A 16,563-nucleotide genomic window follows, 5' to 3' on the forward strand; every position below is an offset into this window, starting at 1 on the left:
ATCAAAAGAAATTTAGATTCGTTTTTCCGCAGGGGGATATGCTTAGTTCTAGGAGAAGGCGCGCAGCATACAAGTGTATGTGAGCACCTTCGACAACGAAATCAGCATATCCAGCAAAGGAAAAATAGTCTAAACGTCTAGGTTTGCTACTTTAAGCGCATTCTCTTCGATGAAGTTACGACGCGGCTCAACTTGGTCACCCATTAGCGTTGTGAACAATTGGTCTGCGCCTACCGCATCTTCAATTGTTACTTGCATCATGCGACGTGTCTCAGGGTCCATTGTGGTTTCCCAAAGCTGATCTGGGTTCATCTCACCTAGACCTTTGTAGCGCTGTAGGCTTAGACCACGACGCGACTCTTTGATTAGCCACTCAAGTGCAGATGCAAAGCTTGATACCGGCTGAGTACGCTCGCCACGTTTGATGTAAGCGCCTTCCTCAATCAAGCCATCTAGTGCTTCCGAAAGCTCAGCTAGCTTGTTGTACTCTTTCGAGTTCAATAGATCGATACTTAGTGCGTAGTCATGCGTCACACCGTGAGTACGTACGATAATCTTAGGTAGGTTTAGACCTAGCTCTTCGTGTTGCTCAACTTCGAAGCTGTATTGGCTTGCGCCCACTTCTTTCGCGTTTAGCTGTTCAACTAGCTGTTTTGTCCACGCTTCTACTGCTGCAGCGTCGTGGCATTGCTCTGCCGTTAGGCGCGGCGTGTAGATTAGCTCATGAACTAGCGCGCTTGGGTAACGACGGCTCATGCGATCCGCCAGCTTGATACCAGCGTTGTATTGCTGAACTAGCTTCTCTAGCGCTTCGCCTGCCAATGCTGGCGCTTCTGCGTTTACGTGTAGCGATGCGTTATCAAGTGCCAAAGCCACTTGGTATTGGTTCATCGCGTCTTCGTCTTTGATGTACTGCTCTTGCTTGCCTTTTTTCACTTTGTAAAGTGGTGGCTGAGCGATGTACACGTAGCCACGCTCGATAAGCTCTGGCATTTGACGGTAGAAGAAGGTCAACAGTAGCGTACGGATGTGCGAACCATCGACGTCAGCATCGGTCATGATGATGATGTTGTGGTAACGCAGTTTGTCCGGGTTGTACTCGTCACGACCGATACCACAGCCTAGTGCCGTAATCAGAGTTGCTACTTCTTGAGAAGAAAGCATCTTGTCGAAACGCGCTTTTTCTACGTTAAGAATCTTACCTTTTAGCGGTAGGATTGCTTGGTTCTTACGGTTACGGCCTTGTTTTGCGGAGCCGCCTGCCGAATCACCCTCCACTATGTATAGTTCAGAGAGTGCTGGATCTTTTTCCTGACAGTCTGCAAGTTTGCCTGGCAGACCAGCTAGGTCTAGCGCGCCTTTACGACGAGTCATTTCACGAGCTTTACGCGCTGCTTCACGAGCACGAGCAGCATCGATGATTTTAGAACAAACCATCTTAGCTTCTGTCGGGTTCTCAATTAGGAACTCAGACAGTTTCTCACCCATTGCGGATTCAACCGCTGATTTAACTTCTGAAGAAACCAGTTTGTCTTTAGTTTGGCTAGAGAACTTAGGATCTGGCACTTTAACCGAAACAACTGCAGTTAGACCTTCACGTGCATCATCACCCGACGTTGCTGTTTTCGCTTTCTTAGAGAAACCTTCTTTATCCATAAAGGTATTCAGCGTACGCGTTAACGCCGCACGGAAACCTGCAAGGTGAGTACCGCCATCGCGTTGTGGGATGTTGTTAGTGAAACAGTAGATGTTCTCTTGGAAGCCATCGTTCCATTGCATTGCCACTTCTACTGCAATGCCATCTTCACGTTCAAAATCGAAGTGGAAGATTTTCTCGATGATTGGTGTTTTGTTGGTGTTTAGGTGATCAACGAACGCTTGAATACCACCTTCAAACATGAAGTGGTCACTCTTGTCTGCTTCACGCTCATCAACCAACTTGATAGAAACACCAGAGTTTAGGAAAGAAAGCTCACGTAGACGTTTTGCTAGGATATCGTAATGGAATTCGATATTTGTGAAGGTTTCAGCACTTGGCCAAAAACGGATTTGTGTACCCGTTTGGTCTGTATCGCCCACAACCGCTAGTGGCGCTTGAGGTTCACCATGGTGGTAAGTTTGCGTATGGATATGACCGCCACGATGGATAGTCAGTACTACTTTTTCAGACAGTGCGTTTACTACTGAAACACCTACGCCGTGAAGACCGCCCGATACTTTGTATGAGTTATCGTCGAACTTACCACCAGCGTGAAGTACCGTCATGATAACTTCTGCTGCTGATACTTTTTCTTCTGGGTGCAATTCTGTTGGAATGCCACGACCATCATCCGTAACTGAAACCGAGTTGTCCTCATGAATTGTCACAACGATGTCTTTACAGTGACCTGCCAACGCTTCATCAATTGAGTTATCCACCACCTCAAAGACCATGTGGTGAAGACCGGTGCCATCGTCCGTGTCGCCAATGTACATACCTGGACGCTTACGAACCGCATCCAGACCCTTTAGTACCTTAATACTCGATGAATCGTAATTTTCAGACATGAGTTTCTCTCTTCTAGTTTGACTCTATCCTGCCATGTTCCACATGAAACAATTTGCCCGTATCGTCCAACATATCGGCGATTTGGCTATCAGTGATAGAGCTTACAAATACTTGTGCGCCCGTCTCTTTTAAGCAGTCAGCAAGACGCTTGCGACGTTGGCTGTCTAATTCCGACGCAAAGTCGTCAATTAGGTAAATACATTGTTTTCCGGTCATCTCGGTAAGATGTTGCCCCTGCGCTACACGCAATGCACACACCATGAGTTTTAACTGACCGCGTGAAAGAACATCTTCTACTGGTGTTCCATTCACTTTAATTCGCAAATCAGCCTTATTCGGGCCACTAAAGGTGTACCCCAATGACTGATCACGCCCGAAATTCTTTTCTAGTATCTCATGATAGGGTGTATCTTTATCCCATCCACGATAATACTTTAATTGGATCTCAAATTCTGGCAAAAATGTCTGGCAGATGGTTTCCGCTACGGTTTTCATCTGTTCGATGTAATGCGCACGCCATTGGCTGATATTTTCAGCCAACCTAGCCATTTCTTGATCCCAATAACTGAGCTCTCGATAACTGTTAGCGGTTTTTAACAGTGCATTACGTTGCTTGTTGAGACGTTTAAATCGCCCCCATGCATCATAAAAAGCGGGTTCCGTATGAAACACACCCCAATCGATGAATGCACGGCGATGTTTAGGTCCATCCGTAAGGAGATCAAACCCTTCTGGATGTATCAACTGCAACGGCAGAACTTGTGCAAGCTGCGCCAGTTTTTGCCCAGATTGACCGCCTATTTTAACCTCTGTTGAACCATCACGCTGCTTATTAATGCCTATAGGTAGCTCAAATTGATCCGAGTTCAAAAAACGACCATGAACAAACAGTTCATCACACTCATTTTGGATGATTCGTCCGGTCAACGAGCTCTTGAAAGAGCGTCCATGTCCGAGCAAGTAAATCGCTTCTAAGACACTGGTTTTACCGCTGCCGTTCGGTCCAATAAGAAAGTTAAAGCCTGTCGATAAATGAATATCACAGGCTTTAATGTTTCGAAATTGCTGAATGATAAGGCGAGAAAGTGGCATTCAGATGGCTTATAGACGAATTGGCATTACCACATACATGGCACTGTCGTCGTCTGCGTTTTCAATCAACGCACTGGCGTTGGCATCCGACATCGACACTCGCACTTTTTCACAGCGCAATGTATTAAGCACATCCAGCACATAGCTTACGTTGAAGCCGATTTCGATCGCGTCACCTTCAAAGGTTACGTCCAGCATCTCTTCTGCTTCTTCTTGCTCTGGGTTGTTCGCCGTAATGCGCATTTCACTGCCCGCAAGATTCACGCGAACACCACGGAATTTTTCATTAGAAAGAATGGCAGCGCGAGAAAACGCTTGGCGTAATTCATCACAGCTTGCTTCTAATGTTTTGTTGGTACTTTGCGGCATTACGCGGCGATAATCTGGGAAACGGCCATCAACGAGCTTAGAAGTAAAAATGAAGTTGTTCACTTCTGCACGCACATTTGAACTACCGATTTGTAGTACAACAGGTTGCTCTGGCGCATCCATTAGCTTAACCAGCTCTTGTACGCCTTTACGTGGCACGATGATTTGCTTTTGCGCAAAATCTGCACCCAGTTGTGTTTGAGATACTGCCATACGGTGACCATCAGTCGCTACACTGCGTAGCGTCGTACCGTCGATTTCAAACAGCATGCCGTTTAGGTAATAACGAACGTCTTGGTTCGCCATTGAGAACTGTGTTTTTTCGATCAGTGTACGTAGATCAGACTGAGTCAGTGACACTTCAACTTCACTCTGCCAATCTTCGATGTTCGGAAAATCGTTCGCAGGAAGTGTGGCCAATGAAAAACGGCTACGACCAGAACGAACTTGTACACGATCGCCTTCCAGCACGAAGGTGATGATAGAGTCATCTGGAAGACCGCGGCAGATATCGAGAAACTTACGAGAAGGAACGGTAATGCTGCCCGCTTCAAAATCCCCTTCTAGAGTCACTTTGCTCACCAATTCCACTTCCAAGTCGGTCGCGGTCATGGATAACACATTATCTTCTACTTTAAGCAGTAGGTTACCCAGAATTGGTAGGGTCGGTCGGCCGCCTAATGCGCCTGAAACCTGTTGTAGCGGTTTGATTAAATGACTACGTTCAATAGTAAATTTCATGCTTGGCTCTTTACGCTGTCAGCTCAATTAATGATTTGCTTGGAATACTGTCATTCTAACCGATTAAGAAGACAGGGTGCGAATCAAGTTAGAGTAATCTTCTTTAATATCGTGGCTCTCTTCACGCAGCTGCTCAATCTTGCGACAAGCATGCAGTACCGTGGTGTGGTCACGACCACCAAATGCATCGCCGATTTCCGGCAAGCTGTGGTTGGTCAGCTCTTTTGCTAATGCCATTGCCAACTGGCGAGGACGAGCAACCGAGCGAGAGCGACGTTTAGACAGCAGGTCCGCCACTTTAATTTTGTAGTATTCCGCCACCGTCTTTTGAATGTTGTCGATGGTCACGAGCTTTTCTTGCAGTGCCAACAAGTCACGTAGCGCTTCACGAACGAAATCAATCGTAATTGGACGACCCGTAAAGTTTGCGTTTGCGATAACGCGGTTCAGTGCACCTTCGAGCTCACGAACATTTGAGCGTAGACGCTTAGCAATAAAGAAGGCCACTTCATCCGCTAGGTGGATTTGATGGTCTTCTGCTTTCTTCATCAAGATCGCCACGCGCGTTTCAAGTTCTGGTGGCTCGATCGCAACAGTCAGACCCCAACCAAAGCGAGATTTCAGACGATCTTCTACACCGCTGATCTCTTTTGGATAACGGTCAGACGTTAGAATGATCTGTTGGTTGCCTTCCAATAACGCGTTGAAGGTATGGAAAAATTCTTCCTGTGAACGCTCTTTATTAGCAAAGAATTGGATGTCATCGATAAGAAGTGCATCAACACTGCGGTAGTAACGTTTGAATTCTTCAATCGCGTTGTTTTGCAGTGCCTTTACCATATCTTGCACAAAACGCTCAGAGTGCATGTACACCACTTTTGCGTTTGGATTGTTATCCACAATCGCGTTGCCTACAGCGTGAAGCAAGTGTGTTTTACCTAAACCCGTACCACCATATAGGAAAAGTGGGTTGTAGGCTGCGCCTGGGTTATCTGAAACCTGACGTGCTGCCGCTAAACCAAGTTGGTTCGACTTACCCTCAACGAAGTTGTTGAACTTGTGTTTCGGGTTCACGTTTGAGCGGTGGTTGATGTTCGCAATCGCTTGAGCGTCGTCATCCCACGTTTTATGTACAGGTTTGCGAGCTTGCAATTGTGCAGGCGCTGAAGACTCAGCAGCCACATCGGCCGGCGTACGTGTCGGTACCGGCTTAGGCGCTGCAACTGGGCGGCTGCCCACTTCAAAGCGCAAGCTAGGGACGTCGTTACCGCAGTATTCTTGCAGTAAACGGTTGATGCTGTTCAGGTACTTGTCACGAACCCAGTCCAAAACAAAGCGGTTTGGGGCGAACAGAGTGAGAGTATTGTCATTGAGCTCCGCTTGTAACGGACGAACCCACATGCTGAATTCTGTAGCTGGTAGCTCTTCTTGAAGCTGCTGCAAACATTGCAACCAAAGCGAAGATGACACGGTGCCCCCACTGAGTATTTGAATTATCGGAAAAGACTGGCAATTTTACCTGTTGATAACCAAGATCGCCAGCAATTGATCGACGATCCAGTGAATAAGATCTAAGTTATTCACAATTATTTAGCTGAACATAGAGAGATCAACACATCTTGCCCCAAGATTGCCCACACAACGATCCACATTTGGGCAAAATCCGTCAGATCCAGTAATTGGTGATAACTCTGTGTATGAATTTTCCGTCACCGTTGTTTTTTGATCGCCACTCCTGCTCTTTTCGATCGTTTTTTCATCATTTATTGCTAATTTTTGCCTACTCTCTATACCAAATACGATCTTATTACTCTCAGGACTAGGTTATTGCACTTGGTTATTTATTTAATTGAGCTAACTGACAGTAGTATTTCCAACCATAAAAGTATGGAGATGTATTATGAAAAACTGGATTAAGGTTGCCGTTGCAGCCATCGCTTTGTCTGCTGCGACTGTTCAAGCAGCTGTCGACACTGCCGCTACTGAAGTAAAAGTAGGCATGTCTGGCCGCTACTTCCCATTCACCTTTGTGAAGCAAGATAAGCTGCAAGGTTTCGAAGTGGATATGTGGGATGAAATCGGTAAACGTAACGACTACAAGATCGAATACGTCACAGCGAACTTTTCTGGTTTGTTTGGCCTGCTAGAAACAGGTCGTATTGATACCATCTCGAACCAAATCACCATGACAGACGCACGTAAAGCGAAATACCTATTTGCTGATCCATACGTGGTAGATGGCGCTCAAATCACGGTACGTAAAGGCAATGACAGCATCCAAGGCGTGGAAGACCTAGCAGGCAAAACGGTTGCAGTTAACCTAGGCTCTAACTTTGAACAGTTGCTTCGCAGTTACGACAAAGACGGCAAGATTAACATCAAAACTTACGATACGGGTATTGAACATGATGTGGCGCTGGGCCGTGCTGATGCCTTCATCATGGACCGTTTGTCTGCACTAGAACTGATTAAGAAAACAGGTCTACCGCTGCAACTGGCGGGTGAACCATTTGAAACCATTGAAAACGCTTGGCCATTCGTTGATAACGAAAAAGGTCGTAAGCTACAGGCGGAAGTGAATAAAGCACTTGCAGAAATGCGCGCCGACGGAACAGTAGAGAAGATTTCAGTGAAATGGTTTGGTGCCGACATCACTAAGTAAAACTTTTCTTCTTTTAGGACGCAGAGCTTTATCTCGCGTCCTTTTTTAACTCAATGACAAGGTGGAACTTCGTATTCCACCTTTTCTTTTCTCAAGGTAAGTCGTATGGGATTTGATTTTAATTACATGTTGGAACTGCTGCCAATACTGCTCAAGTATCTTGGCACAACCATGGAAATGGCCACATGGGGATTGGTCTTTTCACTGATTTTAGCCATCATTTTAGCTAATATTCGCGTATTTAAGCTGCCAGTTCTCGATCAATTGAGCCAACTTTACATCAGCTTCTTCCGTGGGACCCCACTTTTAGTTCAACTGTTTTTACTTTACTACGGCTTACCACAAATCTTCCCGATCATGGTCGGTCTTGATGCCTTCTCAGCGGCAGTGATTGGTTTAACACTGCATTTTGCTGCGTATATGGCGGAAAGCATCCGAGCCGCAATCATCGGCATTGATCGTAGCCAAATGGAAGCGAGCTTATCGGTTGGAATGACAACCCCACAGGCCATGCGCCGTGTGATTCTTCCGCAGGCAACGCGTGTCGCACTGCCTTCATTGATGAACTATTTCATCGATATGATTAAGTCGACTTCCCTCGCCTTCACTCTTGGTGTGGCAGAAATCATGGCCAAAGCACAAATGGAAGCGTCATCGAGTTTCCGCTTCTTTGAAGCGTTTCTTGCTGTCGCCCTAATTTACTGGGGGGTAGTTGTAATTCTGACGCGAGTACAAATTTGGGCAGAAGCGAAATTGAATAAGGCGTACGTACGATGATCAAATTAGAAAACATCCACAAACGCTTTGGTGACACTGAAGTGTTAAAAGGCATTGATCTCGATATCCAACAAGGTGAGATCATCGTCATTATAGGGTCCAGCGGTACGGGTAAATCGACATTACTGCGCACGGTGAACTTTCTTGAGCAAGCGGATGAAGGTCGCATCACCGTTGATGACATTTCCGTCGACACACAAAAGCATACCAAAGCCGAAGTATTAGCCCTGCGACGCCGCACTGGGTTTGTTTTCCAAAACTATGCCTTGTTTGCCCATATGAATGCACGTCAGAACATCGCAGAGGGCTTGATCACGGTACGCGGTTGGAAGAAAGACGACGCACTTCAGCGTGCTCAAGAGATTCTGGATGACATCGGTCTTGGTGATAAAGGCGAAAGTTATCCAGCGGCATTGTCTGGTGGCCAACAACAACGTGTGGGCATCGGTCGAGCGATGGCACTTCAACCTGAACTGCTGCTGTTTGATGAGCCAACTTCTGCGTTGGATCCTGAATGGGTTGGAGAAGTTCTCTCATTAATGAAGAAGTTAGCTAACCAACATCAGACCATGCTGGTGGTCACACATGAAATGCAATTTGCGAAAGAAGTCGCTGACCGAGTGATCTTTATGGCCGAAGGCAACATTGTCGAGCAAGGTTCTCCACAAGATATCTTCGATAATCCACAAGATCCTCGACTGCAAAAATTCCTTAACCAAGTGGGGATAGAGTAAAGATCAAGCATCAAGATCAATCGATCCTTGAGATTTTACTCACACTACGTATAATCGCTCGGCCGGAATTTCGTACTCATGAGTCATTGACACATTATGTGAGTGTGATTACAATTCCGCCTCTTTGTTGAGAGGCGTCGGTTGCTTCTCTCTATATAAAGAGTTTCTTTATATAAGAAAGCATATTGCCCACGCCGGGTTTAACAAGAACCTAAAACTACTGATCAGTAAAGGTAATTATCATGAAACGCACTTTTCAACCTACAGTTCTAAAGCGCAAGCGTACTCACGGCTTCCGTGCTCGCATGGCAACTAAGAACGGTCGTAAAGTTATCAACGCACGTCGTGCAAAAGGCCGTGCGCGCCTATCAAAATAATCGCTAGTTTATTTTGAACACGTACGCGTTTAATCGGGAGTTACGCTTGTTAACTCCCGAGCATTATCAAAACGTCTTCCAGCAAGCTCATCGAGCTGGCTCGCCTCATTTCACCATCATTGCTCGCAATAACAAACTTTCTCACCCACGATTAGGTTTAGCTGTTCCGAAAAAGCAAATCAAAACTGCTGTCGGTAGAAACCGCTTTAAGCGTTTGGCTCGTGAAAGCTTTCGTAACAATCAACATCAACTTCCAAATAAAGATTTTGTTGTGATTGCCAAGAAAAGCGCGCAAGATTTAAGCAATGAGGAACTATTTAAGTTGTTTGATAAGCTATGGCATCGCCTGTCTCGCCCTTCACGTGGATAGCCATTGGGCTCGTTAATCTGTATCGCTGGTTTATCAGCCCTTTGATTGGTCCTCGTTGCCGGTTCACACCAACTTGTTCTACTTACGCGCTAGAAGCTTTGAGAGCTCACGGTTTTGTAAAAGGATGTTGGTTATCAGGCAAACGTCTATTAAAATGCCACCCTTTGAATGAAGGGGGGTATGACCCCGTTCCACCAGTCCAAAAACAAGACAGAGATAACTAACGATGGATTCTCAACGTAATATCCTGCTCATCGCTCTGGCACTGGTTTCTTTCTTGCTATTTCAACAATGGCAAGTAGCAAAGAACCCAGCACCTCAAGCGGTTGAACAGGCTCAATCAAGCAGTACTCTACCTGCACCATCTTTTGCTGACGATCTAGACCCAGTTCCTGGTCAACAGCAAGCTTCTGCAAAAACTATCACAGTAACGACTGATGTTTTAACTCTGTCGATCGACACCGTTGGTGGCGATGTGGTACATGCCGACCTAAACAAATACGCTGCTGAACTTGATTCATCAGACCCTTTCGTTCTGCTTAAAGATACTAAAGGCCACCAGTTCATCGCACAAAGCGGTCTAGTGGGTCCTCAAGGTATTGACCTAAGCAGCACTAACCGTCCTCACTACAACGTGAGCGCAGACAGCTTTACTATGGCTGACGGTCAAGACGAACTGCGTGTTCCAATGACTTTCACTGCGAACGGTATCGAATACACTAAGACTTACGTATTCACACGTGGCAGCTACGCGCTAAACGTAGAATACGATGTCGTGAACAACTCAGGTAACAATGCAACCTTTGGTATGTACGCTCACTTGCGTCAAAACCTAATGGACGCAGGCGGTAGCATCACGATGCCAACTTACCGTGGCGGTGCTTACTCAACTGAAGATGTTCGTTACAAGAAATACAGCTTCGAAGATATGCAGGATCGTAACCTGTCTATCAACCTAGCAGACGGCCAAGGTTGGGCAGCAATGATCCAACACTACTTCGCTGCAGCGTGGATCCCACGTAACGAACCAGGTACAAACCTATACACTCGCGTAATTGGTAACCTTGGCGATATCGGCGTTCGTATGCCGAACAAAACTATCGCAACAGGTGACCAAGCTCAGTTCGAAGCGACGCTATGGGTTGGCCCTAAACTACAAAATGACATGGCAGCAGTAGCACCAAACCTAGACTTAGTAGTTGACTACGGTTGGTTATGGTTCATCGCTAAACCACTTCACTCATTGCTTGCTTTCATCCAAAGCTTCGTGGGTAACTGGGGTGTGGCAATCATCTGTTTGACCTTCATCGTTCGTGGTGCAATGTACCCACTAACGAAAGCGCAATATACGTCTATGGCGAAAATGCGCATGCTACAGCCTAAACTGCAAGCAATGCGTGAACGTATCGGTGATGACCGTCAGCGTATGAGCCAAGAGATGATGGAACTGTATAAGAAAGAGAAAGTGAACCCACTGGGTGGCTGTTTACCTCTTATCCTACAGATGCCAATCTTCATCGCGCTATACTGGGCACTAATGGAATCGGTTGAGCTACGTCACTCACCATTCTTCGGTTGGATTCATGACCTTTCAGCGCAGGACCCGTACTACATCCTGCCACTTCTGATGGGTGCATCAATGTTCCTAATCCAGAAAATGAGCCCAACGACAGTAACGGATCCAATGCAGCAGAAGATCATGACCTTTATGCCGGTTATGTTTACCTTCTTCTTCTTGTTCTTCCCATCAGGCCTAGTTCTATACTGGTTGGTGTCGAACATCGTTACGCTGATCCAACAAACTTTGATTTACAAAGCGCTGGAGAAAAAAGGCTTACACACCAAGTAACCTTTTAGTAAAAGAATAAGAAAGGCGGCCAAAAGGTCGCCTTTTTGTTTTTGGCTGATTACAATTCAGCTAATTAATGGTTATGGCTCCCTAGGACTTCAAATCCTATAGCCCAGCTCAAAAGGCAAGATTATGACTACAGATACGATTGTCGCTCAAGCAACCGCACCGGGTCGTGGCGGTGTCGGCATTATTCGTGTTTCTGGCCCTAAGGCCAACCAAGTAGCACTAGAGGTAACCGGTAAAAACCTAAAGCCTCGCTACGCAGAATACCTGCCATTTCAAGCAGAAGATGGCACCGTGCTAGACCAAGGCATTGCCCTTTACTTCCCTAACCCACACTCGTTCACAGGCGAAGATGTGTTAGAGCTGCAGGGCCACGGTGGCCCCGTGGTAATGGACATGCTGATCAAGCGCATCTTGGGTATTGAGGGCGTTCGTGCCGCACGTCCTGGTGAGTTCTCTGAGCGCGCGTTCTTAAACGATAAGATGGATTTAACCCAAGCAGAGGCCATCGCTGACCTGATTGATGCTAGCTCTGAAGAAGCCGCAAAATCGGCACTTCAGTCGCTACAAGGTCAATTCTCACAGCGTATTCAAACGCTGGTGGAATCTCTTATTCATCTGCGTATCTACGTAGAAGCAGCTATCGACTTTCCTGAAGAAGAAATCGACTTTCTTGCAGATGGTAAAGTGTCTGGAGACTTGCAAGCCATCATCGACAACCTTGATGCCGTGCGTAAAGAAGCTAACCAAGGTGCGCTCATGCGCGAGGGCATGAAAGTTGTCATTGCAGGTCGTCCTAATGCGGGTAAATCAAGCCTATTGAATGCACTGTCAGGTAAAGAGTCCGCCATCGTAACCGATATCGCAGGCACTACTCGTGACGTACTACGAGAGCACATCCATATTGATGGAATGCCACTGCACATCATCGATACTGCTGGTCTGCGTGACGCTTCAGATGAAGTAGAGAAAATCGGTATCGAACGCGCTTGGGACGAAATTGCACAAGCTGACCGTGTGCTTTTCATGGTGGACGGTACAACAACCGACGCCACCGATCCTAAAGACATCTGGCCTGATTTTGTCGATCGCTTGCCGAACAATATGGGCATGACAGTGATCCGTAATAAAGCGGATCAAACCGGTGAAAGTATGGGGATCTGCCACGTCAATGATCCAACCTTAATCCGCCTCTCAGCGAAGACGGGCTCGGGTGTGGATGCTTTGCGCACTCACTTAAAAGAGTGCATGGGCTTTTCTGGTAACACTGAAGGTGGTTTTATGGCGCGCCGTCGACACCTAGATGCGCTAGAACGCGCAGCTCAACACCTTCAAATCGGCCAAGAGCAGCTAGAAGGGTACATGGCAGGGGAAATCCTCGCAGAAGAGCTACGCATTACTCAGCAGCACCTCAATGAAATTACTGGTGAGTTTAGCTCTGATGACTTACTCGGCCGAATTTTCTCTTCATTCTGTATCGGCAAATAATAAAATGCGCGGTGTTAGGCTTGAGCTTACCACCGCGTTTCTTTTTGTACTGACGCTCAGATACCTACGGGCGTTGGTATGACTCAATAAGGAAGACACATGATCCACATTATTACAGGCAGTACTTTAGGTGGCGCGGAATACGTAGGAGATCACTTAAGTGATCTCCTCAACGCAAACGGCTTCGAAACAACGATCCACAACCAGCCAGAGTTGTCTGCTATCGAGAATCAAGGCACTTGGTTGGTGATAACTTCAACTCACGGCGCGGGTGAATATCCAGATAACATTCAGCCTTTTATTGCTGCATTACAAAACACACCGCCTAAGATGGCAGACGTAAAGTTTGCTGTGATAGCAATTGGTGACTCAAGTTACGATACGTTCTGTGCTGCTGGCCAACATGCTTTCGACCTATTAGAAGACATTGGCGCAACACCAATCACAGACTGCTTGAAGATTGATGTACTTAGCTACGACGTACCTGAAGACGCTGCAGAAGTGTGGTTGAAGGAAAATCTGGCTCGCTTTTCTGCTTAATTCCTCTATCACAGAGTCGCATTGCGGCTCTGTTTCTCCCTATTGTAAATAACTTCTCTCAAAAAATTTTGTTCAACCGCTCAAAAAACACCCAAACCATCTGTGGATAAGTATACTAAGATCCAGTGACTTTCCTTTAGTTATCCAAATAATAACTTTGATCCATTTTTACCCCTGTGCATAAGTAGCGATTTTGATCTCAGGTAATCCTCGATCAGATCAAATCATGATCACAACTTTTGATCCAAAGAAGATCCATGATCTTGTTGATCATTTTCTACTTATCCACAGAAATGGTCGATCCTAATAATAGATCCAATAAAAGATCATATATATAGATCTTATATATATAGTCTTGGAGACTAAAATTTGAAAAGCGAGAAAACGATTCTCTCTCACAGAGAAAAAAGGTAAAATACCGCTCTTTTTTATCTGTCCATTAAATCCTTTGAATACCTGAGGTCAGTTCATGCTTTATCACGAAAACTTTGACGTCATTGTTGTCGGTGGCGGACACGCAGGAACGGAAGCCGCGCTCGCATCTGCACGCACAGGACAAAAAACGCTTCTCCTTACCCATAACATCGATACATTAGGCCAAATGTCTTGTAACCCAGCTATCGGTGGTATCGGTAAAGGTCACTTAGTAAAAGAAGTGGATGCTATGGGCGGTTTGATGGCAGAAGCTATCGACCATGCAGGTATTCAATTTCGAACACTGAACGCCTCTAAAGGTCCGGCAGTACGTGCAACACGTGCACAAGCGGACAGAGCGCTGTACAAAGCGTATGTTCGCGATGCATTAGAAAACGCCCCAAACCTTACTTTGTTCCAGCAATCGGTTGATGATCTAATTGTTGAGCAAGATCGAGCGGTTGGTGTGGTTACGCAAATGGGTCTTAAATTCCGAGCTAAAGCGGTGGTACTCACCGTTGGTACTTTCCTTGGCGGAAAGATCCACATTGGTATGGAAAGCTCATCTGGTGGCCGTGCTGGGGATCCACCGTCGATCGCATTAGCGGATCGACTACGCGAACTACCGTTCCGTGTGGATCGTCTAAAAACAGGCACACCACCACGTATTGATGCACGCAGTGTTGATTTCTCAGTGCTTGAAGCACAACATGGTGATAATCCAACGCCTGTATTTTCTTTCATGGGTAATCGTGATCAACATCCACGTCAAATCCCATGTTTTATTACGCACACCAATGAGCAAACTCATGAGGTGATCCGTAATAACCTCGATCGTAGCCCAATGTATGCGGGTGTGATCGAAGGTATCGGTCCACGTTACTGCCCGTCTATCGAAGACAAGGTGATGCGCTTTGCAGATAAAAACAGCCATCAGATTTTCATCGAGCCAGAAGGTCTAACAACGCACGAGTTATATCCGAACGGTATATCCACCAGCCTGCCATTTGACGTACAAGTGCAAATTGTTCGTTCAATGAAAGGTTTTGAAAACGCACATATCGTTCGTCCAGGCTACGCGATTGAGTACGATTTCTTCGACCCTCGTGATTTGAAGCAAACGTACGAAACCAAATTCATCAGTGGTCTATTCTTTGCTGGGCAAATCAACGGTACGACTGGTTACGAAGAAGCTGCAGCGCAAGGTTTAATGGCTGGCCTGAACGCTAGTCTGCATAGTCAAGACAAAGAAGGTTGGAGCCCACGCCGTGATCAAGCTTACATGGGCGTGTTGATTGACGATTTGTCGACCATGGGTACCAAAGAGCCATACCGCATGTTTACGTCTCGTGCTGAATACCGTCTGTTGCTGCGTGAAGATAACGCCGACTTACGTTTGACGGAAAAAGCGCGAGAACTTGGTTTGATTAATGATGTTCGTTGGGCGCGTTTCAATGAAAAAATCGACAACATGGAAACCGAGCGTCAACGTCTGAAATCGACGTGGATGAATCCGAATTCTGCAGGTATCGATGAGCTAAACAAGCTATTGAAAACGCCAATGGCACGTGAAGCTAGCGGTGAAGATCTTCTTCGTCGTCCTGAGATCTCGTATTCACAACTGACGCAACTTGATGCGTTCGCACCAGCACTCGACGATCAACAAGCATCAGAGCAAGTTGAAATTCAAGTGAAATACGATGGTTACATTAAGCGCCAGCAAGAAGAGATTGAAAAATCATTGCGTCATGAGCATACCAAGTTACCAACTGATCTGGACTACAAATACGTGAAAGGTCTTTCTAATGAAGTTGTAGCTAAGCTGACGGAAGCAAAACCGGAAAGTATCGGGATTGCCTCTCGAATTTCAGGTATTACCCCTGCGGCAATTTCTATTTTGCTGGTTCACTTGAAAAAACACGGCTTGCTGAAAAAAGGCGAGGACGAGTAAATGAGCGCACTACGCACAAAACTGGATGCCCTAATCGAAAAAACCGATTTAGAGGTATCTGAAAAACAACGCGAGCAGTTGGTCGGCTATGTCGAACTGCTCGACAAGTGGAACAAAGCGTATAACCTCACATCGGTTCGTGATCCACTTGAGATGTTAGTGAAACATATTCTTGATAGCATAGTGGTTAGCGCTCACTTACAAGGCGAGCGTTTTATCGATGTGGGTACTGGCCCTGGTTTACCAGGTATTCCTCTGGCCATAATGAGTCCTGATAAAACGTTCTTCTTGCTAGATAGTCTAGGCAAACGCATTCGTTTTATTAAACAAGTGGTTCATACGCTAGGTCTGAAAAATGTGACGCCTATTCAAAGTCGTGTCGAAGAATTCCAACCAGAAGAAAAATTTGATGGCGTTCTGAGTCGAGCTTTTGCTTCAATGACGGACATGGTGGAATGGTGTCACCATCTGCCTAAACAAGATAACGGGGTGTTCCTAGCACTGAAAGGACAGCACCCTAAAGATGAAATGGATCAGCTTCCTGAATGGTGTAGTGTGACAGAGATCATATCTTTAGCTGTTCCTGAGTTGGAAGGTGATCGTCATCTAGTAATCTTATCGCGCAAGGAAAATTAGCGAGGTAAT

General features: G+C 46.1%; 15 protein-coding genes. 11 read left to right on the plus strand and 4 right to left on the minus strand.

Going from position 1 to position 16,563, the window contains the following annotated elements; all coding sequences use genetic code 11:
* Positions 1–129 precede the first annotated feature (129 nt).
* The 4 genes from gyrB to dnaA all read right to left on the minus strand — a co-directional run bounded on the left by gyrB (position 130) and on the right by dnaA (position 6,220).
* Positions 130–2,547 (minus strand): DNA topoisomerase (ATP-hydrolyzing) subunit B, encoded by a 2,418-nt coding sequence (gene gyrB / locus ITG12_RS10960; RefSeq protein ID WP_061036171.1) that lies wholly within the window; start codon positions 2,545–2,547, stop codon positions 130–132.
* A gap of 13 nt (positions 2,548–2,560) precedes the next feature.
* Positions 2,561–3,640, minus strand: a complete 1,080-nt coding sequence (gene recF, locus ITG12_RS10965; RefSeq protein ID WP_038875184.1) for a DNA replication/repair protein RecF — start codon at positions 3,638–3,640, stop codon at positions 2,561–2,563.
* Between the two features lie 9 nt (positions 3,641–3,649).
* On the minus strand, positions 3,650–4,750 hold the full coding sequence (dnaN, locus tag ITG12_RS10970) for a DNA polymerase III subunit beta (RefSeq protein WP_038870207.1): 1,101 nt from the start codon (positions 4,748–4,750) through the stop codon (positions 3,650–3,652).
* Positions 4,751–4,813: 63 nt separating this feature from the next.
* Positions 4,814–6,220 (minus strand): chromosomal replication initiator protein DnaA, encoded by a 1,407-nt coding sequence (dnaA, locus tag ITG12_RS10975; protein WP_038870205.1) that lies wholly within the window; start codon positions 6,218–6,220, stop codon positions 4,814–4,816.
* A gap of 430 nt (positions 6,221–6,650) precedes the next feature.
* Between dnaA and ITG12_RS10980 the strand changes: the two genes are divergently transcribed.
* From ITG12_RS10980 to rsmG, 11 genes are all read left to right on the plus strand, one after another.
* Positions 6,651–7,412 (plus strand): amino acid ABC transporter substrate-binding protein, encoded by a 762-nt coding sequence (locus tag ITG12_RS10980; RefSeq protein WP_038875186.1) that lies wholly within the window; start codon positions 6,651–6,653, stop codon positions 7,410–7,412.
* Positions 7,413–7,517: 105 nt separating this feature from the next.
* A complete protein-coding gene (locus ITG12_RS10985; protein WP_038870202.1) occupies positions 7,518–8,189 on the plus strand; it encodes an amino acid ABC transporter permease in 672 nt (223 codons plus the stop codon).
* Entirely contained in the window at positions 8,186–8,923 is a 738-nt protein-coding gene (locus tag ITG12_RS10990) for an amino acid ABC transporter ATP-binding protein (protein WP_038870201.1), read from the plus strand. Before ITG12_RS10985 ends, ITG12_RS10990 begins: the two co-directional genes overlap by 4 nt.
* 242 nt (positions 8,924–9,165) lie before the next feature.
* Positions 9,166–9,300 (plus strand): 50S ribosomal protein L34, encoded by a 135-nt coding sequence (gene rpmH, locus ITG12_RS10995; RefSeq protein WP_005378825.1) that lies wholly within the window; start codon positions 9,166–9,168, stop codon positions 9,298–9,300.
* A gap of 46 nt (positions 9,301–9,346) precedes the next feature.
* Positions 9,347–9,670 (plus strand): ribonuclease P protein component, encoded by a 324-nt coding sequence (rnpA, locus tag ITG12_RS11000; RefSeq protein ID WP_009699098.1) that lies wholly within the window; start codon positions 9,347–9,349, stop codon positions 9,668–9,670.
* Positions 9,637–9,894 carry a membrane protein insertion efficiency factor YidD gene (gene yidD, locus ITG12_RS11005; protein WP_005451046.1) on the plus strand — a complete coding sequence of 86 codons (258 nt, stop codon included), beginning with the start codon at positions 9,637–9,639 and terminating at the stop codon, positions 9,892–9,894. The genes rnpA and yidD overlap by 34 nt, the downstream gene beginning before the upstream one ends.
* Positions 9,895–9,896: 2 nt before the next feature.
* Positions 9,897–11,519, plus strand: a complete 1,623-nt coding sequence (yidC, locus tag ITG12_RS11010; RefSeq protein ID WP_038870200.1) for a membrane protein insertase YidC — start codon at positions 9,897–9,899, stop codon at positions 11,517–11,519.
* Between the two features lie 132 nt (positions 11,520–11,651).
* A complete protein-coding gene (mnmE, locus tag ITG12_RS11015) occupies positions 11,652–13,013 on the plus strand; it encodes a tRNA uridine-5-carboxymethylaminomethyl(34) synthesis GTPase MnmE (RefSeq protein ID WP_038875188.1) in 1,362 nt (453 codons plus the stop codon).
* A 99-nt stretch (positions 13,014–13,112) separates the two neighbouring features.
* Entirely contained in the window at positions 13,113–13,553 is a 441-nt protein-coding gene (gene mioC, locus ITG12_RS11020) for an FMN-binding protein MioC (RefSeq protein ID WP_038870197.1), read from the plus strand.
* Positions 13,554–14,022: 469 nt separating this feature from the next.
* On the plus strand, positions 14,023–15,918 hold the full coding sequence (mnmG, locus tag ITG12_RS11025; protein ID WP_038875190.1) for a tRNA uridine-5-carboxymethylaminomethyl(34) synthesis enzyme MnmG: 1,896 nt from the start codon (positions 14,023–14,025) through the stop codon (positions 15,916–15,918).
* On the plus strand, positions 15,919–16,554 hold the full coding sequence (gene rsmG, locus ITG12_RS11030; RefSeq protein ID WP_038875192.1) for a 16S rRNA (guanine(527)-N(7))-methyltransferase RsmG: 636 nt from the start codon (positions 15,919–15,921) through the stop codon (positions 16,552–16,554).
* The last annotated feature ends 9 nt before the right edge of the window (positions 16,555–16,563 follow it).

The organism is Vibrio sp. ED002, assembly GCF_023277445.1.
Taxonomy (GTDB): Bacteria; Pseudomonadota; Gammaproteobacteria; order Enterobacterales; family Vibrionaceae; genus Vibrio; species Vibrio jasicida.

Bases quoted from the DNA above. Each gene is read 5' to 3' on its own strand.
- gyrB (WP_061036171.1), bottom strand. From the start codon at position 2,547: ATGTCTGAAAATTACGATTCATCGAGTATTAAGGTACTAAAGGGTCTG.
- recF (WP_038875184.1), bottom strand. From the start codon at position 3,640: ATGCCACTTTCTCGCCTTATCATTCAGCAATTTCGAAACATTAAAGCC.
- dnaN (WP_038870207.1), bottom strand. From the start codon at position 4,750: ATGAAATTTACTATTGAACGTAGTCATTTAATCAAACCGCTACAACAG.
- ITG12_RS10980 (WP_038875186.1), top strand. From the start codon at position 6,651: ATGAAAAACTGGATTAAGGTTGCCGTTGCAGCCATCGCTTTGTCTGCT.
- ITG12_RS10985 (WP_038870202.1), top strand. From the start codon at position 7,518: ATGGGATTTGATTTTAATTACATGTTGGAACTGCTGCCAATACTGCTC.
- ITG12_RS10990 (WP_038870201.1), top strand. From the start codon at position 8,186: ATGATCAAATTAGAAAACATCCACAAACGCTTTGGTGACACTGAAGTG.
- rpmH (WP_005378825.1), top strand. From the start codon at position 9,166: ATGAAACGCACTTTTCAACCTACAGTTCTAAAGCGCAAGCGTACTCAC.
- yidD (WP_005451046.1), top strand. From the start codon at position 9,637: ATGGCATCGCCTGTCTCGCCCTTCACGTGGATAGCCATTGGGCTCGTT.
- yidC (WP_038870200.1), top strand. From the start codon at position 9,897: ATGGATTCTCAACGTAATATCCTGCTCATCGCTCTGGCACTGGTTTCT.
- mnmE (WP_038875188.1), top strand. From the start codon at position 11,652: ATGACTACAGATACGATTGTCGCTCAAGCAACCGCACCGGGTCGTGGC.
- mioC (WP_038870197.1), top strand. From the start codon at position 13,113: ATGATCCACATTATTACAGGCAGTACTTTAGGTGGCGCGGAATACGTA.
- mnmG (WP_038875190.1), top strand. From the start codon at position 14,023: ATGCTTTATCACGAAAACTTTGACGTCATTGTTGTCGGTGGCGGACAC.
- rsmG (WP_038875192.1), top strand. From the start codon at position 15,919: ATGAGCGCACTACGCACAAAACTGGATGCCCTAATCGAAAAAACCGAT.